This is a genomic window from Pseudomonas sp. ANT_J12 (assembly GCF_008370045.1).
Lineage (GTDB): Bacteria > Pseudomonadota > Gammaproteobacteria > Pseudomonadales > Pseudomonadaceae > Aquipseudomonas.
Genome location: NZ_VOBN01000010.1, coordinates 162,615 through 182,628, shown reverse-complemented (window position 1 = coordinate 182,628; position 20,014 = coordinate 162,615). Strand labels below are relative to the sequence as shown.

Genomic DNA, 20,014 nt, shown 5'->3' with positions numbered 1-20,014 from the left:
ATCCGCTTGTACTTGCAGCACCGATCGTTCCCACGCTCCCGCGTGGGAACGATCTATGCGCGCTCCCAAACCTCGAAGTTGTATGCCGGCTTATCTTCCACCGCCGGATTCTCAATGTTCGACACCAATTTCCATTCGTTCAAATCAAACTCTGGAAACCACGCATCTCCTTCCGGGCTCAACGCCACGCGCGTCAGATACAGCCGATCAGCCTGCGCCAACCCTTGCGCATACAACTGCGCCCCGCCAATCAGCATCAGCTCATCGACGCCCTGCGCTTTCGCCCATTCTTCAGCGCGAACGACGGCAGTTTCCAGCGACGGATAAACCTCCGCGCCTTCCAGCACCAGATCCACCTGACGGCTGACCACGATGTTCAACCGACCCGGCAGCGGACGACCGAGGGAATCCCAAGTCTTGCGACCCATGATGATCGGCTTGCCCAGGGTGGTGGCCTTGAAGTATTTGAAGTCCCCCGGCAAGTACCAGGGCATGCTGTTGTCGACGCCGATCACGCGGTTTTCACCGAGGGCTGCGATCAGGCTGAGGGGGAGTGATTTAGTCATGCCGGCGAGGATACCAGAGCCTCCCTTTTCCCGATAAGCGCCACAGCGGTTATGCTCACCGTTCATCTAAGCGACGGGATGCCGCGTGACTGAACTGAATAACCTCTGGCTGACAGAAACCATCCGCCTGCGCGAAGAACACGCCGGCCCTCTGGACGACCTGGAAGCCAACCGACTGGCCCGCAGTGCCGGCGGCGATCTGCCGACACGGATTCAACGCCGCGCCCTGTGGCTGGCCGAGCGCGATGGACTGACCAGCGCGCTCAAACATTGGCTGCAAGGGGCGCGCCTGGCGTTGTTGTTGATGATCGTGCTGGCGGCCATCAGCGGCGCCGGCCTGGCGTTCTCGGCATTGGGCAATGGCACACAGCCGGTCAATGTGTTCTGGGCGTTGGGTACGCTGTTGGGCCTGAACCTGATTCTGATGCTGAGTTGGGCGATGGGCCTGGTGTTTGCCGGTGAGCATGGCGCCGCCCTTGGTCGTCTGTGGTTGTGGCTCAGCGAAAAATTCGCGCGCGATACCAAAGCCGCACAGCTGCCACCCGCCCTGCTGCTGTTGCTGCAACGCCATAAACTCAATCGCTGGGCCATCGGAACGCTCGTCAACGGTCTCTGGTTGCTGATCATGCTCAGCGCCCTGACGTTACTGGTGCTCATGATGGCCACCCGGCGCTATGACTTCATCTGGGAAAGCACGCTGTTTGGCGCCGACTTTTTTGCGGCCCTCACTGACGCCTTGGCGGCCGTGCCCCATGCGCTGGGCTGGAGCGCACCCCGAGTCGACATGATTCGTGTCACCCTGGACACCGATTACAACCGGGAGCTGGTACGTCAGAGCTGGGCCATTTGGCTGGTCGGTGCCGTGCTGATTTACGGCGTATTGCCGCGTCTGTTTTTGATGCTGTTCTGCCGCTGGCGCTGGAAGCGCGGGCGCGCGACCCTGCGTCTGGACCTGAACCTGCCCGGCTACGCACAACTGCGCGAACGCCTGATGCCCACCAGCGAACGCCTCGGGATCAGCGATGCCGCGCCGGATCAGCTTCATCGCGTCGAAAGCGGCGTCAGTGACCTGCAAACCGAAGGCGCACTGTTGGTGGCCATCGAACTCGACGATCAACGCCCGTGGCCGCCGGCCCTGCCCAAATCCGTCAGCGATGCGGGCATCCTCGACAGCCGTGAATCCCGAAACAAACTCCTCGAACAATTGAGCCGTTTTCCCCCGGCACGCCTCGCGATTGCCTGCGATCCACGGCGTTCGCCGGATCGCGGCAGCCTGGCCTTGATCGCCGAGCTGGCACGCAACGCCAGCGCCACCCGGGTCTGGCTGCTGCAAGCGCCGCCCGGCGAAGCGCTGGATGCCGAGCGCCTCGGCGACTGGCACACAGCGCTGCAACAACTTGAACTGCCCTTCGCCGATTGCGCGCCGTTGAATTGGCTGGAGAGCGGTCATGACTAAGCCTTTGAAACTCGCGGTGGTCGGCCACACCAACGTCGGCAAAACCTCATTGCTGCGCACCCTGACCCGAGATGTCGGTTTCGGCGAAGTGTCCCATCGGCCCAGCACCACTCGGCATGTCGAAGGTGCCCGGCTGTCGGTGGACGGCGAACCGTTGCTCGACCTCTACGACACGCCCGGGTTGGAAGACGCCATCGCCCTGCTCGACTACCTCGAACGCCTGGAGCGCCCGGGCGAACGCCTCGACGGCCCGGCGCGACTGACGCGATTCCTTGAAGGCAGCGAAGCCCGGCAGCGTTTCGAACAGGAAGCCAAAGTGCTGCGCCAACTCCTGGCCTCGGACGCCGGCCTCTATGTGATCGACGCCCGGGAACCGGTGCTGGCCAAGTACCGCGATGAACTGGAAGTGTTGGCCAGTTGCGGTAAACCGCTGCTGCCGGTGCTGAATTTCGTCAGCAGCGCCCAGCATCGCGAGCCGGATTGGCGTGAAGCTCTGGCGCGTCTCGGGCTGCATGCGTTGGTGCGCTTCGACAGCGTCGCCCCGCCGGAGGATGGCGAACGCCGGCTCTATGAAAGCCTCGCGCTGTTGCTGGAAAACGCCCGCCCGCAACTGGATCGCCTGATCGCCGATCAACAGGCCCAGCGCATCGCCCGTCAGCACAGCGCGGCGCGGCTGATTGCCGATTTATTGATCGATTGCGCTGCGTGCCGACGCAGCGTGGTCAGCGAGGCGGAACAGGAACAACAAGCGATCAGCGAACTGCGCAAAGCCGTGCGCCAGCGAGAACAGCGTTGCGTCGAAGCCTTGCTCAAGCTCTACGCCTTCCGCCCGCAAGACGCGGCGGCCAGTGACTTGCCGCTGCTTGACGGCCGTTGGGGCGATGACTTGTTCAACCCCGAAACCCTCAAGCAATTGGGCGTGCGGGTTGGCGGTGGCATTGCGGCGGGCGCAGCGGCGGGGGCTGGCGTGGATCTGCTGGTCGGCGGCCTGACCCTCGGCGTGGCGGCATTGGCCGGGGCGATTGCTGGCGGTGCCCTGCAAACCGCCCGCAGTTACGGCGGGCGCTTGCTGGGCAAGATCAAGGGCCAGCGCGAATTGACCGTCGATGACAGCGTGTTGCGGCTATTGGCCCTGCGTCAGCGGCAACTGGTACAAGCCTTGAACCAGCGCGGGCATGCGGCGATGGACAGCATCCAGGTGGCCACGCCCCAGGACAAGACCTGGCGCGAAGGCAAACTGCCCGAGGCGCTGAACAAGGCGCGGGCGCATCCGCAGTGGTCGTCGCTCAATCCCCAGGCGAAGTTGAGCCAGGCGGAGCGGCAGGAGCAGGTTGAGGGGTTGGCTGCGAAAGTGGTTGAGTGATTGTTCCCACGCTCCGTGGGAATGCAGCCCGTGACGCTCTGCGTCACTGGAACGCGGAGCGTCCCTTGAGGCATTCCCACGCGGAGCGTGGGAACGATCTATACGCCATCGCGGGCACGCCTTGCTCCTACAGGAGGCTGGCGCTGATCCCTTGTAGGAGCAAGGCTTGCCCGCGATGACCGCACCTCGCTCTTATGGCCCTACGCCGCCAACAGGCGCAACGCCTTTGCCTTCAAAAGACCAAGGTCCAGCACCGGTACCCACATCTCCTTGGCCTGCTCATCCCACTGGCGCATGCGCAAACTCACCGCACACAAAGGGTCCTGCTCGAACGCCTCAGCCTCGGCCGACGTCATCACCCCGCCCTGATATTCCAGGGTCCGGCGACTGGCCTCGCTCAAGCGTTCGTAGTACCCCGGCTCTTTCAGCGTCAGATACCGCTTGGCCTGCACGTGGTATTCCACCAGCCGCGCCATGCGTTCGCTGAAACCGGCGCGGCACAGATAGTCAGCACCGAGGCGTTCATGGCTGACCACGCCGAAACCGCCCATGTTCTCGGCACTCTCGGTGCAGATATGCCCGATATCGTGAAAGAACGCCGCCAACACCACTTCATCGTCGAAGCCTTCGGCCATGGCCAATTCGGCGGCCTGGGACATGTGCTCGATCTGCGACACCGGTTCGCCGATGTAGTCGCTGTCGCCGAAGCGTTCGTACAGGGCGAACACCTCGGCAATCACTTGTTCATGCCGCGCCATCAATCCTCTCCCAATAGAAGGCCGACGTTACGCTCGGCCATCGCCGGCCCGACACTCATGCCGACGCCAGTGTGCATCAGCGCCACGCTGACGCCGGGTTGCGGGCGCAGGAACGAGAACGGGCCCGGCCCCTTGGAACCATAGACCCCCTGCCAGCGCTCGATGACCTGAATCTTGCAGCCCAACGTCTGTTCGGCCAGTTCGATCATCCAGTCGTCCACCTGCTCGGCGTTGAACGGTGAGGGATCGCTGCCGTAGTGATGGGAATCGCCGATGATCAATTCGCCGTAAGGCGTCGGGCTGATCAGCAGGTGGATTCCGTTGTCGTGCAGGTGCGGGGCATCGCGCAGGATTTGCGCCTCTACGGCGGCGGCTTCCGGCAGGTCGGCGAATGCGCCGTAATGCACGCAGCTCAATCCGGTGAGCAGTGCGTGTTGCAGATTCAGATCGATCTGCGGCCGGGCGCGGAGCATTTGCAGGCGGCAGATGTGCGGGTTGAGCGCGGCGATCGGTTCGGCCAGCAAGGTCTGATAGTCGTGCCCCGAACAAACGATGATCTGCCCGGCGCTGAAGCTGCCGGCGGTGCTGTGCAAGCGACCGGGCTCAATGTCGCGCACCAGGGTGGAGAAGTGAAACTCGACGCCGAGTTCGCGGCGCAGGTAATCGATCAGCGCCGGAATCGCTTCGCGGGAATACAGTTGCTGATCGTCGATGCCGTGCAGCGCGGCGCGGTGATGGCTGAACTGGCCGCCGTACAAATCCCGCAGGGCAGCACCGCGCAGCAGTTCGACGTTGTAGTTGTGTTCCACGGCGCGACCGTTGCAAAAGGCTTGCAGCAGGTGTTCTTCGGCTTCGGTGCGGGCGAACAGGTACGAGCCGTTGCGCTTGAGTGGCAGGCCGGCGACGTTGGCCCAATGGCCCCAGATGTCGCGGCTGGCTTTGGCCAGTTCCAGCATCAGGCCCGGTGGCTGGCCAGTGACCAGGGCCTGGCCGAAGTTGCGGACCGAGGCGCCCAAAGGTGTTTCGCTGCGTTCGAAAACGCTGACTTTCAGACCGCGCTTGGCGGCGGCGTAGGCATGGGACAGGCCGAGGATGCCGGCGCCGACGATGAGCATGTCGTTGTGGTGTGTCATGGAGTTCCCCCAATGATCGTTCCCACGCTCCGCGTGGGAATGAATCCCGTGACGCTCTGCGTCACAGAGGACGCGGAGCGTCCTTGGCTGCATTCCCACGCAGAGCGTGGGAACGATCGGTCGAGCGGTGTCGGTTACTTGGCAACCACTTTCTCGGACTTGCCGTCATAGCGCTTACGCCACTCGGTCAGGATCTCGTCACGATTTTTCGAGGCCCAGGCAAAGTCGTTCTTGATCAGACGCTGCTCGTAATCTGCCGGCAATTCGGTCTGCGGCTTGGCGATGCCCGGTTGAGCGAGAACGGCGAAGTTCTCTTTATAGAGCTCCATCGCCGCCGGGCTGGCGGAGAAGTCGGCCAGTTTCTTCGCCGCGTCTTCGTGGGCGGTGCCCTTGATCACGGCGGTGGCTTCGATCTCCCAGCCCAGGCCTTCTTTCGGCAGGATGATGTCCAGCGGCGCGCCTTGGCGCTTCAGTTGAACCGCCGGGTACTCAAAGGAAATACCAATCGGGAATTCCCCGGAAGCCGCGAGTTTGCACGGCTTGGAACCGGAGTGAACGTACTGGCCGATGTTCTGGTGCAGGCCATCCATGTAGGCCCAGCCCTGCTTCTCGCCGAAGGTTTGCAGCCAGGCGCTGACGTCGAGGAAACCGGTGCCGGACGAGGCCGGGTTGGGCATGACGATCTTGCCTTTGTACTCCGGCTTGGTCAGGTCTTGCCAGCTCACGGGTTTGGTCAGGCCCTGCTTCTCGGCTTCGACAGTGTTGAAGCAAATGGTCGCGGCCCACACGTCCATGCCGACCCAGGCGGGCGGGTTGGCGGCGTCGCGGTAGTTGCCGCCGATCTTGCCCAGGTCCTTTGGCGCGTAGCTTTGCAGCATGCCTTGTTGATCGAGAATCGCCAGGCTCGACGCGGCCAGGCCCCAGACCGCATCGGCTTGCGGGCGCTCTTTCTCGGCCAGCAACTTGGCGGTGATGATCCCGGTGGAATCACGCACCCACTTGATCTCAACGTCCGGATTGGCCTTTTCGAAGGCGTCCTTGTAGGTCTTCAATTGTTCGGCTTCGAGGGCGGTGTACACCGTCAACTCGGTTTTCGCCGCGAAGGCGTTCAGGCTGAAAGTGGTGAGGACAGCAGCGGCCAGGGCCAAAGGCTTGAACATGATGCGGTTCCTTTTATGGGGACAGATTTATTTATTGAATCAGTTGCCAGGCGCGGTCTGCCGCCAGGCCTGGGAGCGACGCAGCAAACCGCGCGAAGCCCAGGCCAGCAGCAGGGACACGCCCGCCGAGGTGAACAGAATCAGGGTCGACATCGCCGCCGCGCCGCCAACGTTGCCGGCGTCGTCCATGTTCAGCACCGCCACCGCCGCGAGGATGGTGTCGGGGCTGTAGAGGAAGATCGCCGCCGAGACGGTGGTCATGGCCGAGACGAACAGGTAGCGCACGATGTCCAGCAGCGCCGGCAGACAGATCGGCACGGTGACCCGCAGGTAATGCCGATACAGCGGTGCCTTGAGCGACAGCGCGGCGGCTTCGAACTCGGCGTCGAGCTGGCGCAGCGCGGTGGTGGCGGTCATTTGCGCGGTGGTCAAATAGTGAGCAATGGTGCAGATCACCAGCAACGTCATGGTCCCGTAGAGCACATGCAGCGGGTTGCCGCTGAGGTTGAAGAAGAAGACGTAACCCAGACCCAACACCAGTCCCGGCACCGCCATCGGTACGAAACTGAGCATGCGCAGTGTCAGATTCAGTCCGCGCTGGCCCTTGGTTTTTTCCATCAGGTAGGCGCCAGTGAAGATCAGCACGCTGCCGATCAACGCCGTGCACAACGCCATCTTCACGCTGTTGCCATAGGCCAGCCAGCCGCCGCCCGCCGTGTCGTTGAACTGGTAATGATTGAGCGACAGCGACAGGTTGTACGGCCAGAATTTCACCAGCGACGAGTACACCGCCATGCCGAACACCAGCAGCAACACCGCGCAGATCAATAGGACGATGGCCAGGTAGCAGCCGTCCCGCAGCTGCGATGGCGCCGGTTTGAACACTTGCGCGCGGCCGCTCATGGAATCGCCGTGACGTCGACGCAACCAGGCATCAACGCCGAAGCTAAACAGCGCCGGCAGCAGCAACACCATGCCGATCAACGCACCACGACCGAATTGTTGCTGGCCGACCACGGCTTTGTAGGCTTCCAGCGCCAGCACTTGGTAATCACCGCCGACTACTACGGGCACGCCGAAGTCGGTGATGGTCAACGTGAAGACTAAACAGAACGCCGCGAACACCGCCTGACGCGTCGCCGGCCAGGTGATGCTGCGAAAGGCTTTGGCCGGACTGGCGCCCATGCTCGACGCCGCATCGAACAGTCGCGCATCCGCCAACGAAAGCGCCGACAGAAGAATCATCAAGGCGTGTGGGAAGGTGTAGATCACCTCACCCAGAACAATGCCCCAGAAACCGTAGATATTGTCCGAGAGCAATCCGCGCAACAGGCCCTGATTGCCGAACAGGTAAACCAGCGCAATCCCCGGCAGCATCGACGGCGCCATCAGCGGCAACAACGACATGCCGCGCCAGATGCCTTTGCCCGGAATCAATGTGCGTTGCAATGCGTAGGCAAACAGGTAGGCCAGCGGTACGACAATCGCCGCGACGCTGAGGGAAACTTTCAGGCTATTGCCGAGCAACCAATGGAAATTCGCGCTGGTGACCAGTTCACGAGCAGCGACCAAACCACCGCCCTGCCCGGCTTCGGCGCTGAAACCGCGCCAGAAGATCGCCAGCAACGGCATCAACACTGCGAGGCCGAGCAACACCAGCAACAGGACTTTGCCGCCCACCACGAACACCCGGTCGCCGATCTCGGCACGGGAGGTCTGCCGAACCTGCTTGTGCGGTATCGGCAGCGCGAGGTTCGCGCTCATCAGGCAAACACCTGCAGGCTGCGTGGAGGCAAGGCGACCATGATGTGCTGGGCGCCGAGACGCGGCATGGCTTCCGGCGCCAGCTCCGCCAGCAAGGCGTGGCCCGGCAGTTGATCGAGCTCGAAGCTCATGCGGCAACGATTGCCGAGGAAGGTGATTTCGCGAACCTTGGCCGGGAACAGGTTTTCTTCATGCACCGGCGGGTTGACGTTGATCGCCTCCGGGCGGCAGAACAGACGGCCGGAAGCGGTTTTGGCACTGCCTTCGGCCAGGCGCATATTCATGCCACCGACCTGGGCGTGGCTGTCGCTGCTGCGACGGAACGGCAGCCAGTTGCCCTGGCCGACAAACTCCGCCACGAATGGCGTGGCCGGGCGGTCGTAGATTTCCTGCGGCGTGGCGTACTGCTCGACCTTGCCGTTGTTCATCACGGCGATACGGTCGGCCATCAGCATGGCCTCGTCCTGGTTGTGGGTGACCATCAGCGTGGTGACGCCGAGGTTGCGTTGCAGTTGGCGCAGCTCGGTGCACAGGTGCTCGCGGACCCGAGCGTCGAGGGCGGACATCGGTTCGTCGAGCAGCAACAACGAAGGCGCCGGGGCCAGGGCCCGAGCGAGGGCAACCCGCTGTTGCTGGCCGCCGGACAATTGGCCGGGGTACTTTTTCTCACTGCCGAGCAGGCCGACCAGTTCCAGCATCTGGCCGACGCGCTTGCGCACTTCATCGCGACCACTGCCGGCGAGGCCGTAGGCAATGTTCGCTTCGACGGTCAGATTGGGGAACAGCGCGTAAGACTGGAACAGAATTCCGTAGTCCCGGGCTTGCGGCGCCAGGTGGGAAACATCGCGCTCGCCGAGGTACAACTCGCCGCTGTCTTGTTTCTCCAGGCCGGCGATGCAGCGCAGCAAGGTGGTTTTGCCACAACCCGACGGGCCCAGCAGACACACCAGCTCACCGGCCGCCACGTCGAGGGAGACGTTATCCAGCGCAGTGAACGCGCCGAAGCGTTTCTGCACGCCACGCACCTTCATAGGAGCGCCGGGGTTGGTCAGGGCAGTTGCGATCGAGTGGTTCATGGACAGACCTCATCAAGCAGATGAGGCCCATCCTAGGTTTGTAATGCGTCCGTCATGTGGCAGTGAGGCAAAAACGGTTGATAGTGGTATTCGGGGATTTGGGTTGGGAAATTCCACGATCTTATGTCGGATGAAATTGTGGCGAGGGGGCTTGCCCCCGTTGGGTCGCGAAGCGGCCCCAAAACCTGCAACCGTGTTTTGTCAGGCATACCGCATTCGATGGGTTTGCGACGGCTTCGCCGCCGAACGGGGGCAAGCCCCCTCGCCACAGGGATCTATGCGGGGGCCATTTCCTGCGCCAACCCCAGAAACGCCGCCGGCAACCGCGCGCCTTTGCGTTCCTTGAGGCAATACAAATACTCGGGAATCTGCGGCGCATTCTCAATCGTCAGCACCCGCAGCTGCGGATCATGGGGTACTTCCTGGCGGGCGATGATGCTGATGCCGATATTGCGCAGCACGGCCTCGCGAATCGACTCGCGGCTGCCAATCTCCAGCAACGGCCCGAAACTCACCCCGGCGCCGGCCAGCAATTCTTCGGTCAACCGCCGAGTGGTCGAACCCGACTCACGCATCAACAACGTATGCCCAGCCAACGCACTGAGCGGCACATGATCGTGCACCGCCAGCGGATGATTGCGGTGCACCGCCAGCACCAGCGGATCGCTGCCGAGCACCCGACGAATCAGCCGCGCATCGTCCAGCAACTGCGAAGACGCGGCGACATCGACCCGGTAATCCTCCAGCGCTTCGAGAACTTGCTGGGAGTTGCCGATTTCCACCGACACTTCCACTTGCGGCAAGCGCTCGCGAAAGGTCTTCACCAGATCGAGGATGTAATACGGCGCCGTGGCCGCAATGCGCAAAGTGCCCTGGACCTGGCCGCTGTTGCGCAGGAAAAACTCGATGTCAGCTTCCTGCTGCAACAGCGCCTTGACCATCGGCAACAGCCGCGCGCCCTCATCGCTGACGCTGAGGCGGCGGCCGCCACGGTAGAACAGCTCAACCGAGTACTGGCTTTCCAGATTGCGAATCTGCGTGGTCACGGTGGGTTGGCTCAGGCCGAGCTTCTTCGCCGCCAGGGTAATGCTGCCCAGGCGGGCCACCATGTAAAACGCCTTCAGCTCGGCACTCAGCACACCCTTCCCTCATCGTTTATTTGCGCAACAGGCGCAAACCATTGAACACCACCAACAGGCTCACGCCCATGTCGGCGAACACCGCCATCCACATGGTGGCGATCCCGGCGAAGGTTACCCCAAGAAAGATCGCCTTGATGACCAAAGCGAGGGCGATGTTCTGTTTCAGGATGCTCGAGGTTTGCCGCGACAGGCGAATGAACGCGGGGATCTTGCGCAGATCGTCGTCCATCAGGGCGACATCCGCCGTCTCGATGGCGGTATCGGTGCCTGCCGCGGCCATGGCAAACCCGATTTCCGCCCGGGCCAGCGCCGGGGCGTCGTTGATGCCGTCGCCGACCATGCCGACGTTGTGACCCTGTGCATACAAGGCTTCGATGGCTTGCAGCTTATCGGTCGGCAACAGATCGCCCTTGGCTTCGTCGATGCCCACTTGTGCGGCAATCGCCTGGGCGGTGTGGACGTTGTCGCCGGTGAGCATCAGGGTTTTGATGCCCAGGTCGTGGAGTTGCTGGATCGCTTCGCGGCTGGATTCCTTGACCGTGTCGGCCACGGCGAACAGCGCCAATGGACCGGACTGATCGAGCAGCAGCACCACGGATTTGCCTTGCTTCTCCAGAGCGAACAGTTTCTCTTCCAGCGCTGGCGAGCAGAGGTTCAGCTCTTCCACCAGGCGATGGTTGCCCAAGTGGTAGACCTGACCGTTGACCTCGCCGCGCACACCGCGTCCGGCCAGGGCTTCGAAGTTATCCACAACCTGCGGCGCGAATTGTTTATCCACAGCCGCGTTGGCGATGGCCAGCGATACCGGGTGATCGGAGCGGCCAGCCAGCGCCGCCGCAATCGCCGGGGCCGTGTCTGCGGCGGTCGGCACGAGCAACAGGAAATCGGTCTGCACCGGTTTGCCATGGGTGATGGTGCCGGTCTTGTCCAGGGCCAGGTAATCGAGCTTGTAACCGCCCTCCAGATAGACGCCGCCCTTGACCAGGATCCCTTTGCGCGCCGCCGCCGCGAGGCCGCTGACGATGGTCACCGGGGTGGAAATCACCAGCGCACATGGGCAAGCGACCACCAGCAACACCAGCGCCCGGTAAATCCAGTCGAACCACACCGCGCCCATGAACAGCGGCGGGATGACCGCCACGGCCAGGGCGAGGACAAACACCGCCGGGGTGTAGATTTTCGAGAATTGATCGACGAAGCGCTGGGTCGGTGCCCGGGCGCCTTGGGCCTGCTCCACGGCGTGGATGATCCGCGCCAGGGTCGAGTTGTTGGCGGCAGCGGTCACCGTGTATTCCAGAGAGCCCACCTGGTTGATGGTGCCGGCGAAGACTTTATCGCCCACCGTTTTCTCGATCGGCAGGCTTTCGCCGGTGATCGGCGCCTGATCGATGGTGGACGTGCCAGACACGACTTCACCGTCGAGACCAATTCGCTCGCCCGGCCGCACCCGCACCCGCGCGCCCAGTTCGATGCTTTTAACGTCCTGTTCGACCCAACTGCCATCAGCCTGCTGCACCGTGGCCTGTTCCGGGGTCATCTGCATCAGCCCGCCGATGGCGTTGCGCGCACGGTCCAGGGACTTGGCTTCGATCAACTCGGCCACGGTGAAAAGGAACATCACCATCGCCGCTTCCGGCCACTGGCCGATCAGGATCGCGCCGGTCACCGCGATGCTCATCAGCGCGTTGATGTTCAGGTTGAGGTTCTTGAGGGCGATCCAGCCTTTTTTGTAAGTGGTCAGGCCGCCGCTGAGGATCGACACCAGCGCAATGATGGCCACCACCCAGTTCGGCGCGGCGTTGGTGAAGTGGATCACTTCAGCCGCCAGGGCACCCACGCCGGACAGCGCCAATGGCCACCAGTGCTTCTTCTCGGCGACCGGCGCAGGGGCTTCAACACCTTTTTCCAACGGCTCGGCCACCATGCCCAGCGACTTGATCGCGTCGATGATCGGCGCCGTGCTCGGCAGGTCGTGGGTCACGCCCAGTACCCGGTTGATCAGGTTGAACTCCAACTGCTGGATGCCGGTCAATTTTCCAAGCTTGTTCTGAATCAGCGTTTGCTCGGTCGGGCAGTCCATGGCGTCGATGCGGAAACTGCTCAGCCGCGCGCCGTCGGCCGAGGTTTCGCTTAACTTGATCAGCGATGGCGCTGCCGCTTTCGACGAACAGCAGGAATCGCCATGGCCGCCATGGGCGTGCTTTTGCACAGGCTGCAGCTTGTGGCTGTGATCATGATCGTGATCGTGATCGTGATCGTGATCGTGATCGTGATCGTGATCAGCCTCGGGTTTGTGGGTGTGAAGGGAATCGCTCATCGGGTCGCGTCCATGAAAGGTGCCTGTTGCCAAGTAAAGACCCTGTAGCCACTATAGGGTCAAGCAACCTTTTGGAGATTGTCGCGATGAAGATCGGAGAACTGGCCAAACTGACCGACTGCGCGGTGGAAACCATCCGTTATTACGAGCGCGAAAGCCTGCTGCCAGAGCCCGCCCGCAGCGACGGCAACTACCGCGTCTACACCCAGGCCCACGCCGAACGCCTGACGTTTATCCGCAATTGCCGCACCCTCGACATGACCCTCGAAGAAATCCGCAGCCTGCTGACCCTGCGCGACAGCCCGCAGGATCAGTGTGAAAACGTGAATGCGCTGATCGACGAACACATCCACCACGTCAAGGCACGGATCGACGGCTTGCTGGCCTTGCAGACACAACTGCTCGACCTGCGCCAACGTTGTGGTGAAGGGCCGAATGTCGATCATTGTGGGATTTTGCAGCGGTTGGAAGTGAGTGGCGGGGTGGTGGCGACGGAGGTTGAGCATTCCCATGTGGGCCGCAGTCACGGCCACTAAACACACCGCATAACCCGGCCTGATCGTTCCCACGCTCCGCGTGGGAATGCCGCCATGGACGCTCCGCGTCCACTGTGACGCAGAGCGTCACGGGATTCATTCCCACGCAGAGCGTGGGAACGATCATCGCATTTCCCTATAGGAGCGAGGCTTGCCCGCGAACACCGCGAAGCGGTGCCTGATCAGACCGCCATCGGCGCGGTCATCGGCGCATGGTGCTGATAACCCTCAAGCGAGAAATCGCTCGGCTCGATCAACTCCAGCCATTCCGGCTGGTACACGCCGGTCTCGGCAAACGCCGGCACACGCTCACTGATTACCAGTTTTGGCATCGGGAATGGCTCGCGCTTGAGCTGTTCATTCAGCATGTCCAGATGGTTTTCGTAGACGTGCGCATCGCCGATGAAATAGGTGAACCAGCGCGGCGTGTAGCCGGTCAGGCGTCCGATCAGGCTCAGCAGCGCGGCGCCTTCGGTGAGGTTGAACGGCGTGCCCAGGCCCAAATCATTGGAGCGGATGTAGAGGGTCAGGGAGATTTCCTTGGTCTCGACATTCGGGTGGAACTGGTACAGCAAGTGGCACGGCGGCAGGGCCATTTCATCGAGTTGGGCGACGTTCCAGCCGTGGAACAGGATGCGGCGGCTGCCCGGGTCTTTAATGATCGTGTCGACGCACTGACGAATCTGGTCGATCGCCTTGTACAGCACCACATAGGCCTGACCGTCTTCTTCGCCTTCGGCAATCTGCCGATAGCCCTGGCTCAAGGTCTGCTCAATCGCGGCTTGGTTGCTGACCGGGATCTGCTTGTACGCCGGCCATTTGCGCCATTGCACGCCGTAGATCTCGCCGAGGTCGTCTTCGCCCTGGCGGAACGGGTTGGCCAGCCACTGCGCGTTTTCGTTGGCGTTCTGGTCCCAGACCTTGCAGCCCAGGGCGCGGAATTCGGCGGCGTTGTTCACCCCGCGCAGGAACCCACACATCTCGCCGATGGCGGATTTGAAGGCCATTTTGCGGGTGGTGATCGCCGGAAAACCTTCCTTCAGGTCATAGCGCAGCATCGCGCCAGGGAAGCTGATGGTGTTCACGCCAGTGCGGTTGGCTTGCTTGGTGCCGTTCTTGATGACGTGGGCCACCAGATCGAGATATTGCTTCATGAGTTACCTGTGTCCTTGAACCCGGGAGCCGTCGCCCCCGGGATTCGAATTTATACGGCCGCCGCTGGCGCTGCCGGGGCGCGATGATACGCCAGCCAGATCAGGAACAGACCGGCGAGCACCATCGGTACGCACAGCACCTGACCCATGGTCAGCCAGCCCCAGGCCAGATAGCCCAGTTGCGCGTCCGGAACGCGGACGAATTCGACGATGAAACGGAAGATGCCGTAGAACAGCGTGAACATCCCGGACACCGCCATGGTTGGCCGTGGCTTGCGCGAGAAGATCCACAAGATCAGGAACAGCGCCACGCCTTCCAGCGCGAACTGATACAGCTGCGAAGGATGACGTGCCAGCTGCGCCGGATCGGTCGGGAAGACCATCGCCCACGCCACATCGGTCGGCTTGCCCCACAACTCGGCGTTGATGAAGTTACCGATGCGCCCGGCACCCAGGCCGATCGGCACCATCGGTGCGACGAAGTCCATCAACTGGAAGAACGACTTGTTGTTCTTCTTGCCGAACCACAACGCCGCCAGCATCACGCCGATAAACCCGCCGTGGAACGACATGCCGCCCTTCCACACTTCGAGAATCAGCATCGGGTTGGCCAGGTACGCGCTCAGGTCGTAGAACAGCACGTAGCCCAGGCGGCCGCCGACAATCACCCCCATCGACATCCAGAAGACCATGTCGGAGAGTTTCTCCTTGGTCCAGGTCGGGTCGAAGCGGTTCAGGCGACGGGACGCCAGCAGCCAGGCGCCGCCGATGCCGATCAGGTACATCAGGCCGTACCAGTGGATTTTCAGCGGACCGATGGCCAGGGCCACCGGGTCGATCTGCGGGTAAGGCAGCATTGCGACTCCTCGTTAGAGTTGAAACCTTCAAAATTCCCGGGGGACGTTGCCACCTCAGGATTAAGCCGGGATTGTCAGAGCAGGAAATTCAGGCCGACGCACAACAGCAAAGCGGCGAACAGTCTTTTGAGCAAGCGCGGCGACAAATTGTGCGCCAGTCGCGCGCCGAAGCGGGCGAAGAACATGCTGGTCAGGGCGATCCCCAGCAGCGCCGGCAAATAAATAAAACCGAGACTATGGGCCGGCAACAATGGATCGTGCCAGCCCAGAATCATGAAACTTAATGCACTTGCCAGAGCGATGGGCAGCCCGCAGGCCGATGACGTGGCCACCGCCTGCTGCATCGGCACGCTGCGCCAGGTCAGGAACGGCACCGTCAACGACCCGCCGCCAATCCCGAAAATCGCCGAGGCCCAGCCAATCACACTGCCGGCCACGGTCAGACCGACTTTGCCCGGCACCGTTCGGCTGGCCTTGGGTTTGAAGTCCAAAGCGAGCTGCGCGGCGACAATCAGCGCGAAGACGCCGATGATCTTCTGCAAATGCGGGCCGGAGATCGCTTCGGCGGTCAGCGCACCGAAACCGGCGCCGATCAGAATGCCGAGGGTCATCCAGGCGAAGATCGGCCAACGCACGGCGCCGCGACGGTGATGCTCGCGGATTGCATTGACCGAAGTAAAAATGATCGTCGCCAGGGACGTGCCGACGGCCAGGTGCGTGAGGATCGACGGATCGAAGCCCTGCAACTTGAAGCTGAAGACCAGCACCGGGACGATAATGATCCCGCCGCCGACGCCAAACAGCCCGGCCAGCACGCCTGCACAGGCGCCCAGCGCCAGGTAGAGCAGAAATTCCATGGCCGTAGTCCACGCATCCCGAAAATAGGAGCGGCATGGTAACGGATGCATGGCCTCAAGCTCTACTGGATGGCGATGGATGCGCGCGCAATGTCTGCGTAGAGTGAGCAAAAACACACAAGGACCACCTTATGTGCCTGATTGTTTTCGCTTGGCGACCGGGCCACGCCCAGCCGCTGATCGTGGCGGCCAACCGCGACGAATTCTATGCACGGCCCACCCAGCCCCTGGCGCAATGGGCCGATGCACCTCATGTCCATGCCGGTCGGGATCTGGAAGCGGGCGGTACCTGGCTCGGTATCGGTGCCAATGGGCGCTTTGCCGCGCTGACCAATATCCGCAAACCCGATCAACCAGCGTCACCGAAATCACGGGGTGAACTGGTCGCAGGATTTCTCAGCGGCGAGAGGTCGATTGATGACTATTTAAGCGACGTTGTCGCCCGTTCGGCGGAATACGCGGGGTTTAACCTGCTGATAGGCAATTCCAACGAGCTGTGGCACTTCAATGCTTGGGATACCGAGGCGGTGATGCTGGCGCCCGGGGTTTATGGGCTGTCGAACGCGGGACTGGATACGCCGTGGCCGAAAGTGCTCAAGGCCAAGGCTGCATTGAGCGAACTTCTGGATGATCCGCAACCTGCGGCGATGCTGGCGATTTTGGCGGACTCGGCAACGGCGCCGCTCACGGAGCTGCCGGATACCGGGGTTGGATTGGCCACCGAGACGTTGTTGTCGAGTGTGTTTATTGCCAGCCCGACGTATGGGACCCGGGCGAGTACGGCGTTGATTGTTTCGGCGGATGGGACGCGGGTGATGGTCGAAAGGAGTTTCGGGCCGTATGGCGGGCATTTGGGGGAAGTGGAGATCAGGGTTTAGATTGCGGTGATTGTGCCGACGCCTTCGCGGGCAAGCCTCGCTCCTACAGGTGATTTGCGATATCCGCGAACAACACCAAACCTGTAGGAGCGAGGCTTGCCCGCGAAGGGGCCATCAGCCTTTTAAAGCGTCTTGACCGAAGCCGGATTGATCATCCGCGCCAACCCAAGGTTCTTCAGCGCCAATTGCAGCGAGCTGTGGATAACTTGCGGGTTGTCGATGGTCATCAACTCCGCCAGTAATTCCTTGGCCTTGCTCAGGTTGATCTGACGCAGCATCCACTTCACTTTCGGCAAGTTGGTGGCGTTCATCGACAGGCTGTCGAAGCCCATCGCCATCAACAGCACCGCCGCTGCCGGGTCGCCGGCCATCTCGCCGCAGATACTCACTGGCTTGCCTTCGGCATGGGCGTCACGCACGACGTTCTGCAGGGCTTGCAGCACCGCCGGGTGCAGGTAGTCGTAAAGGTCGGCCACCCGTGGGTTGTTGCGGTCCACGGCCAGCAGGTACTGAGTCAGGTCGTTGGAGCCGACCGACAGGAAGTCCACCATCCGCGCCAGTTCCTTGGTCTGGTACACCGCCGCCGGAATCTCGATCATCACCCCAATCGGCGGCATCGGCACGTCAGTGCCTTCGTCACGGACTTCGCCCCAGGCCCGATGGATCAGGTGCAGGGCTTCTTCGAGTTCGTGGATGCCGGAGATCATCGGCAGCAGGATCCGCAGGTTGTTCAAGCCTTCGCTGGCCTTGAGCATGGCGCGGGTCTGGACCAGGAAGATTTCCGGGTGGTCGAGGGTGACGCGAATGCCGCGCCAGCCGAGGAACGGGTTGTCTTCCTTGATCGGGAAGTACGACAGCGACTTGTCGCCGCCGATGTCCAGGCTGCGCATGGTCACCGGTTGCGGGTGAAACGCGGCGAGCTGCTCGCGATAGATCGCCAGCTGCTCTTTTTCGCTCGGGAAGCGCTGGTTGATCATGAACGGCACTTCGGTGCGGTACAGGCCAACGCCTTCGGCGCCACGCTTCTGCGCCCGCGCCACGTCCGCCAGCAGGCCGGTGTTGACCCACAGCGGCATGCGGTGGCCATCGAGGGTCACGCACGGCAAGTCCCGCAGCTTATCCAGCCCCAGGGACAGTTGTTTCTCTTCCTCGACCACTTCGGCGAACTGCTTGCGCAGTACGTCACTCGGGTTGGTGTAAACCTCGCCGTGGTAGCCGTCGACGATCATCTGGATGCCGTCGACCTTGGAATACGGCAGATCGACCAGGCCCATCACCGTCGGGATACCCATGGCACGGGCCAGGATTGCAACGTGGGAGTTACCGGAGCCGAGTACCGACACCAAACCCACCAGCTTGCCTTCCGGCACCTCGCCGAGCATCGCCGGCGTCAGTTCTTCGCTGATCAGAATGGTGTTGTCGGGGTAGACCAGGGTCTGCTGACGCTCTTCCTGCAAGTAAGCCAGCAAGCGCCGGCCCAGGTCCTTGACGTCGGAGGCGCGCTCACGCAGGTAGGCGTCGTCCATCAATTCGAAACGGTTGACGTGCTCGGTGACCACCTGGCGCAACGCGCCCTGGGCCCACTGGCCGGTCTTGATCACCGTGGTGATTTCGCTGCCCAGGGAGGCATCGTCGAGCATCATCAGGTAGACGTCGAACAGCGCGCGCTCTTCCGGCCGCAGCTGGGTCGCGAGCTTGGCGGACAAGGCGCGCATGTCGGCGCGCACGCCTTCGATGGCGGTCTTGAACAGCCCGAGTTCGGCGTTGATGTCGGTGATGGTCTTGTCCGGCACCACGTCCAGGTCGGCGGGTGGCAGCATGACCACCGCGGTCCCGACCGCCGCACCCGGCGAACCCGGCACGCCGACGAACTTGGCTTCCTGGATGCCTTTGCCCTGGCGGCCCAGGCCACGGATCGAACCGGTGGCCTCGGCGTGGGCGATAACGCCCGCCAGTTGCGCGCTCATGGTCACGAGGAAGGCTTCTTCACCTTCATCGAACTGGCGACGTTCTTTTTGCTGAATGACCAACACGCCGACGACGCGACGGTGGTGAATGATCGGCGCCCCGAGGAATGAGGCGTAGCGTTCTTCACCGGTCTCGGCGAAGTAACGGTAGCGCGGGTGATCCGCGGCGTTTTCGAGGTTCAGGGGTTCTTCACGCGTGCCGACCAGGCCAACCAGACCTTCGTTGGGCGCCATGCTGACTTTGCCGATCGAGCGCTTGTTCAAGCCCTCGGTGGCCATCAGTACGAAGCGGTTGGTTTCCGGATCAAGCAGGTAGACCGAGCAGACCTGGCTGCCCATGGCCTCTTTGACGCGCAACACAATAATCCCCAACGCCGCCTTGAGATCCTTGGCGGAGTTAACTTCCTGGACGATCTTGCGCAGCGTATTGAGCATGGCTCGGGGTCGAACTCCGTCGTCAGTCGCGCGTTAAAAGGCGCGGGGCAAGCTCTTTGAGAGCGCGTCGATACACCTCGCGCTTGAATGTCACCACCTGGCCCAACGGATACCAATAACTGACCCAGCGCCAGCCATCGAATTCCGGTTTACCGGTCAAATCCATCCGCACCCGCTGCTCGTTGGAGATCAGGCGCAGGAGAAACCATTTCTGTTTCTGGCCGATGCACAGCGGTTGGCTGTGGGTACGGACCAGACGTTGCGGCAAACGATAGCGCAACCAGCCCCGGGTGCAGGCGAGAATTTCAACATCTTCGCGCTCAAGACCCACTTCTTCGTTCAACTCGCGATACAAGGCGTCTTCCGGCGTCTCCTGGGGGTTGATCCCGCCCTGTGGAAACTGCCAGGCATCTTGATTGATACGGCGAGCCCATAGCACCTGGCCGGCATCATTCGTGAGAATGATCCCGACATTGGGGCGGAAACCATCGGGGTCGATCACGGCAACAACCTCGCAAACGCATGTCGCCGCATTGTTCCACAAAGGTTGTGAAGGCAGCAACGAGCCGGCCCACCTTATGTGCACTCTTGTGAA

17 protein-coding genes are annotated in these 20,014 nt (G+C 62.2%); 4 read left to right on the top strand and 13 right to left on the bottom strand.

The window, feature by feature from the left end:
* Positions 1-53: 53 nt before the first annotated feature.
* The gene (locus tag FQ192_RS21265) at positions 54-566 is read right to left on the bottom strand and encodes a dihydrofolate reductase (protein ID WP_149660297.1); all 513 of its coding nucleotides are present in this window, start codon (positions 564-566) and stop codon (positions 54-56) included.
* 85 nt (positions 567-651) lie between these two features.
* Here FQ192_RS21265 and FQ192_RS21260 point away from each other — a divergent pair, with 85 nt between their 5' ends.
* Positions 652-2,022 carry a DUF2868 domain-containing protein gene (locus FQ192_RS21260; protein ID WP_149660296.1) on the top strand — a complete coding sequence of 457 codons (1,371 nt, stop codon included), beginning with the start codon at positions 652-654 and terminating at the stop codon, positions 2,020-2,022.
* Entirely contained in the window at positions 2,015-3,385 is a 1,371-nt protein-coding gene (locus FQ192_RS21255; RefSeq protein ID WP_149660295.1) for a GTPase/DUF3482 domain-containing protein, read from the top strand. The genes FQ192_RS21260 and FQ192_RS21255 overlap by 8 nt, the downstream gene beginning before the upstream one ends.
* 200 nt (positions 3,386-3,585) lie before the next feature.
* On the opposite strand, the gene FQ192_RS21250 is transcribed toward FQ192_RS21255, so the two are convergent.
* From FQ192_RS21250 to FQ192_RS21220, 7 genes are all read right to left on the bottom strand, one after another.
* Positions 3,586-4,143 (bottom strand): phosphonate degradation HD-domain oxygenase, encoded by a 558-nt coding sequence (locus tag FQ192_RS21250; protein ID WP_149660294.1) that lies wholly within the window; start codon positions 4,141-4,143, stop codon positions 3,586-3,588.
* Complete coding sequence (locus FQ192_RS21245) at positions 4,143-5,276, bottom strand: TIGR03364 family FAD-dependent oxidoreductase (protein ID WP_149660293.1); 1,134 nt, start codon at positions 5,274-5,276, stop codon at positions 4,143-4,145. The genes FQ192_RS21250 and FQ192_RS21245 overlap by 1 nt, the downstream gene beginning before the upstream one ends.
* 134 nt (positions 5,277-5,410) lie before the next feature.
* A complete protein-coding gene (locus FQ192_RS21240) occupies positions 5,411-6,436 on the bottom strand; it encodes a putative 2-aminoethylphosphonate ABC transporter substrate-binding protein (protein WP_149660292.1) in 1,026 nt (341 codons plus the stop codon).
* A 39-nt stretch (positions 6,437-6,475) separates the two neighbouring features.
* Complete coding sequence (locus tag FQ192_RS21235; RefSeq protein WP_149660291.1) at positions 6,476-8,200, bottom strand: putative 2-aminoethylphosphonate ABC transporter permease subunit; 1,725 nt, start codon at positions 8,198-8,200, stop codon at positions 6,476-6,478.
* Positions 8,200-9,276: a putative 2-aminoethylphosphonate ABC transporter ATP-binding protein gene (locus tag FQ192_RS21230; protein ID WP_149660290.1), complete on the bottom strand. Its 1,077-nt coding sequence runs from the start codon at positions 9,274-9,276 to the stop codon at positions 8,200-8,202. Before FQ192_RS21230 ends, FQ192_RS21235 begins: the two co-directional genes overlap by 1 nt.
* A 275-nt stretch (positions 9,277-9,551) precedes the next feature.
* Positions 9,552-10,415, bottom strand: coding sequence for a LysR family transcriptional regulator (locus FQ192_RS21225; RefSeq protein WP_133835545.1), 864 nt, complete (start codon positions 10,413-10,415; stop codon positions 9,552-9,554).
* Positions 10,416-10,431: 16 nt separating this feature from the next.
* The gene (locus FQ192_RS21220; RefSeq protein WP_149660289.1) at positions 10,432-12,735 is read right to left on the bottom strand and encodes a heavy metal translocating P-type ATPase; all 2,304 of its coding nucleotides are present in this window, start codon (positions 12,733-12,735) and stop codon (positions 10,432-10,434) included.
* Positions 12,736-12,821: 86 nt separating this feature from the next.
* Between FQ192_RS21220 and cadR the strand changes: the two genes are divergently transcribed.
* The gene (gene cadR, locus FQ192_RS21215; protein WP_149660288.1) at positions 12,822-13,271 is read left to right on the top strand and encodes a Cd(II)/Pb(II)-responsive transcriptional regulator; all 450 of its coding nucleotides are present in this window, start codon (positions 12,822-12,824) and stop codon (positions 13,269-13,271) included.
* 182 nt (positions 13,272-13,453) lie between these two features.
* On the opposite strand, the gene FQ192_RS21210 is transcribed toward cadR, so the two are convergent.
* The 3 genes from FQ192_RS21210 to FQ192_RS21200 all read right to left on the bottom strand — a co-directional run bounded on the left by FQ192_RS21210 (position 13,454) and on the right by FQ192_RS21200 (position 16,139).
* Positions 13,454-14,425: a thymidylate synthase gene (locus FQ192_RS21210; RefSeq protein WP_149660287.1), complete on the bottom strand. Its 972-nt coding sequence runs from the start codon at positions 14,423-14,425 to the stop codon at positions 13,454-13,456.
* A 50-nt stretch (positions 14,426-14,475) separates the two neighbouring features.
* Positions 14,476-15,282: a prolipoprotein diacylglyceryl transferase gene (gene lgt, locus FQ192_RS21205; protein ID WP_133835540.1), complete on the bottom strand. Its 807-nt coding sequence runs from the start codon at positions 15,280-15,282 to the stop codon at positions 14,476-14,478.
* 74 nt (positions 15,283-15,356) lie between these two features.
* On the bottom strand, positions 15,357-16,139 hold the full coding sequence (locus FQ192_RS21200; protein WP_149660286.1) for a sulfite exporter TauE/SafE family protein: 783 nt from the start codon (positions 16,137-16,139) through the stop codon (positions 15,357-15,359).
* 131 nt (positions 16,140-16,270) lie between these two features.
* Between FQ192_RS21200 and FQ192_RS21195 the strand changes: the two genes are divergently transcribed.
* Positions 16,271-17,017, top strand: coding sequence for an NRDE family protein (locus FQ192_RS21195; RefSeq protein WP_149660285.1), 747 nt, complete (start codon positions 16,271-16,273; stop codon positions 17,015-17,017).
* Positions 17,018-17,139: 122 nt separating this feature from the next.
* Here FQ192_RS21195 and ptsP read toward each other — a convergent pair whose 3' ends face one another.
* Together ptsP and FQ192_RS21185 are read right to left on the bottom strand one after the other, a co-directional pair.
* Positions 17,140-19,419 carry a phosphoenolpyruvate--protein phosphotransferase gene (gene ptsP / locus FQ192_RS21190; protein WP_149660284.1) on the bottom strand — a complete coding sequence of 760 codons (2,280 nt, stop codon included), beginning with the start codon at positions 19,417-19,419 and terminating at the stop codon, positions 17,140-17,142.
* Positions 19,420-19,441: 22 nt separating this feature from the next.
* Entirely contained in the window at positions 19,442-19,921 is a 480-nt protein-coding gene (locus FQ192_RS21185; protein WP_007945562.1) for an RNA pyrophosphohydrolase, read from the bottom strand.
* Positions 19,922-20,014 lie beyond the last annotated feature (93 nt).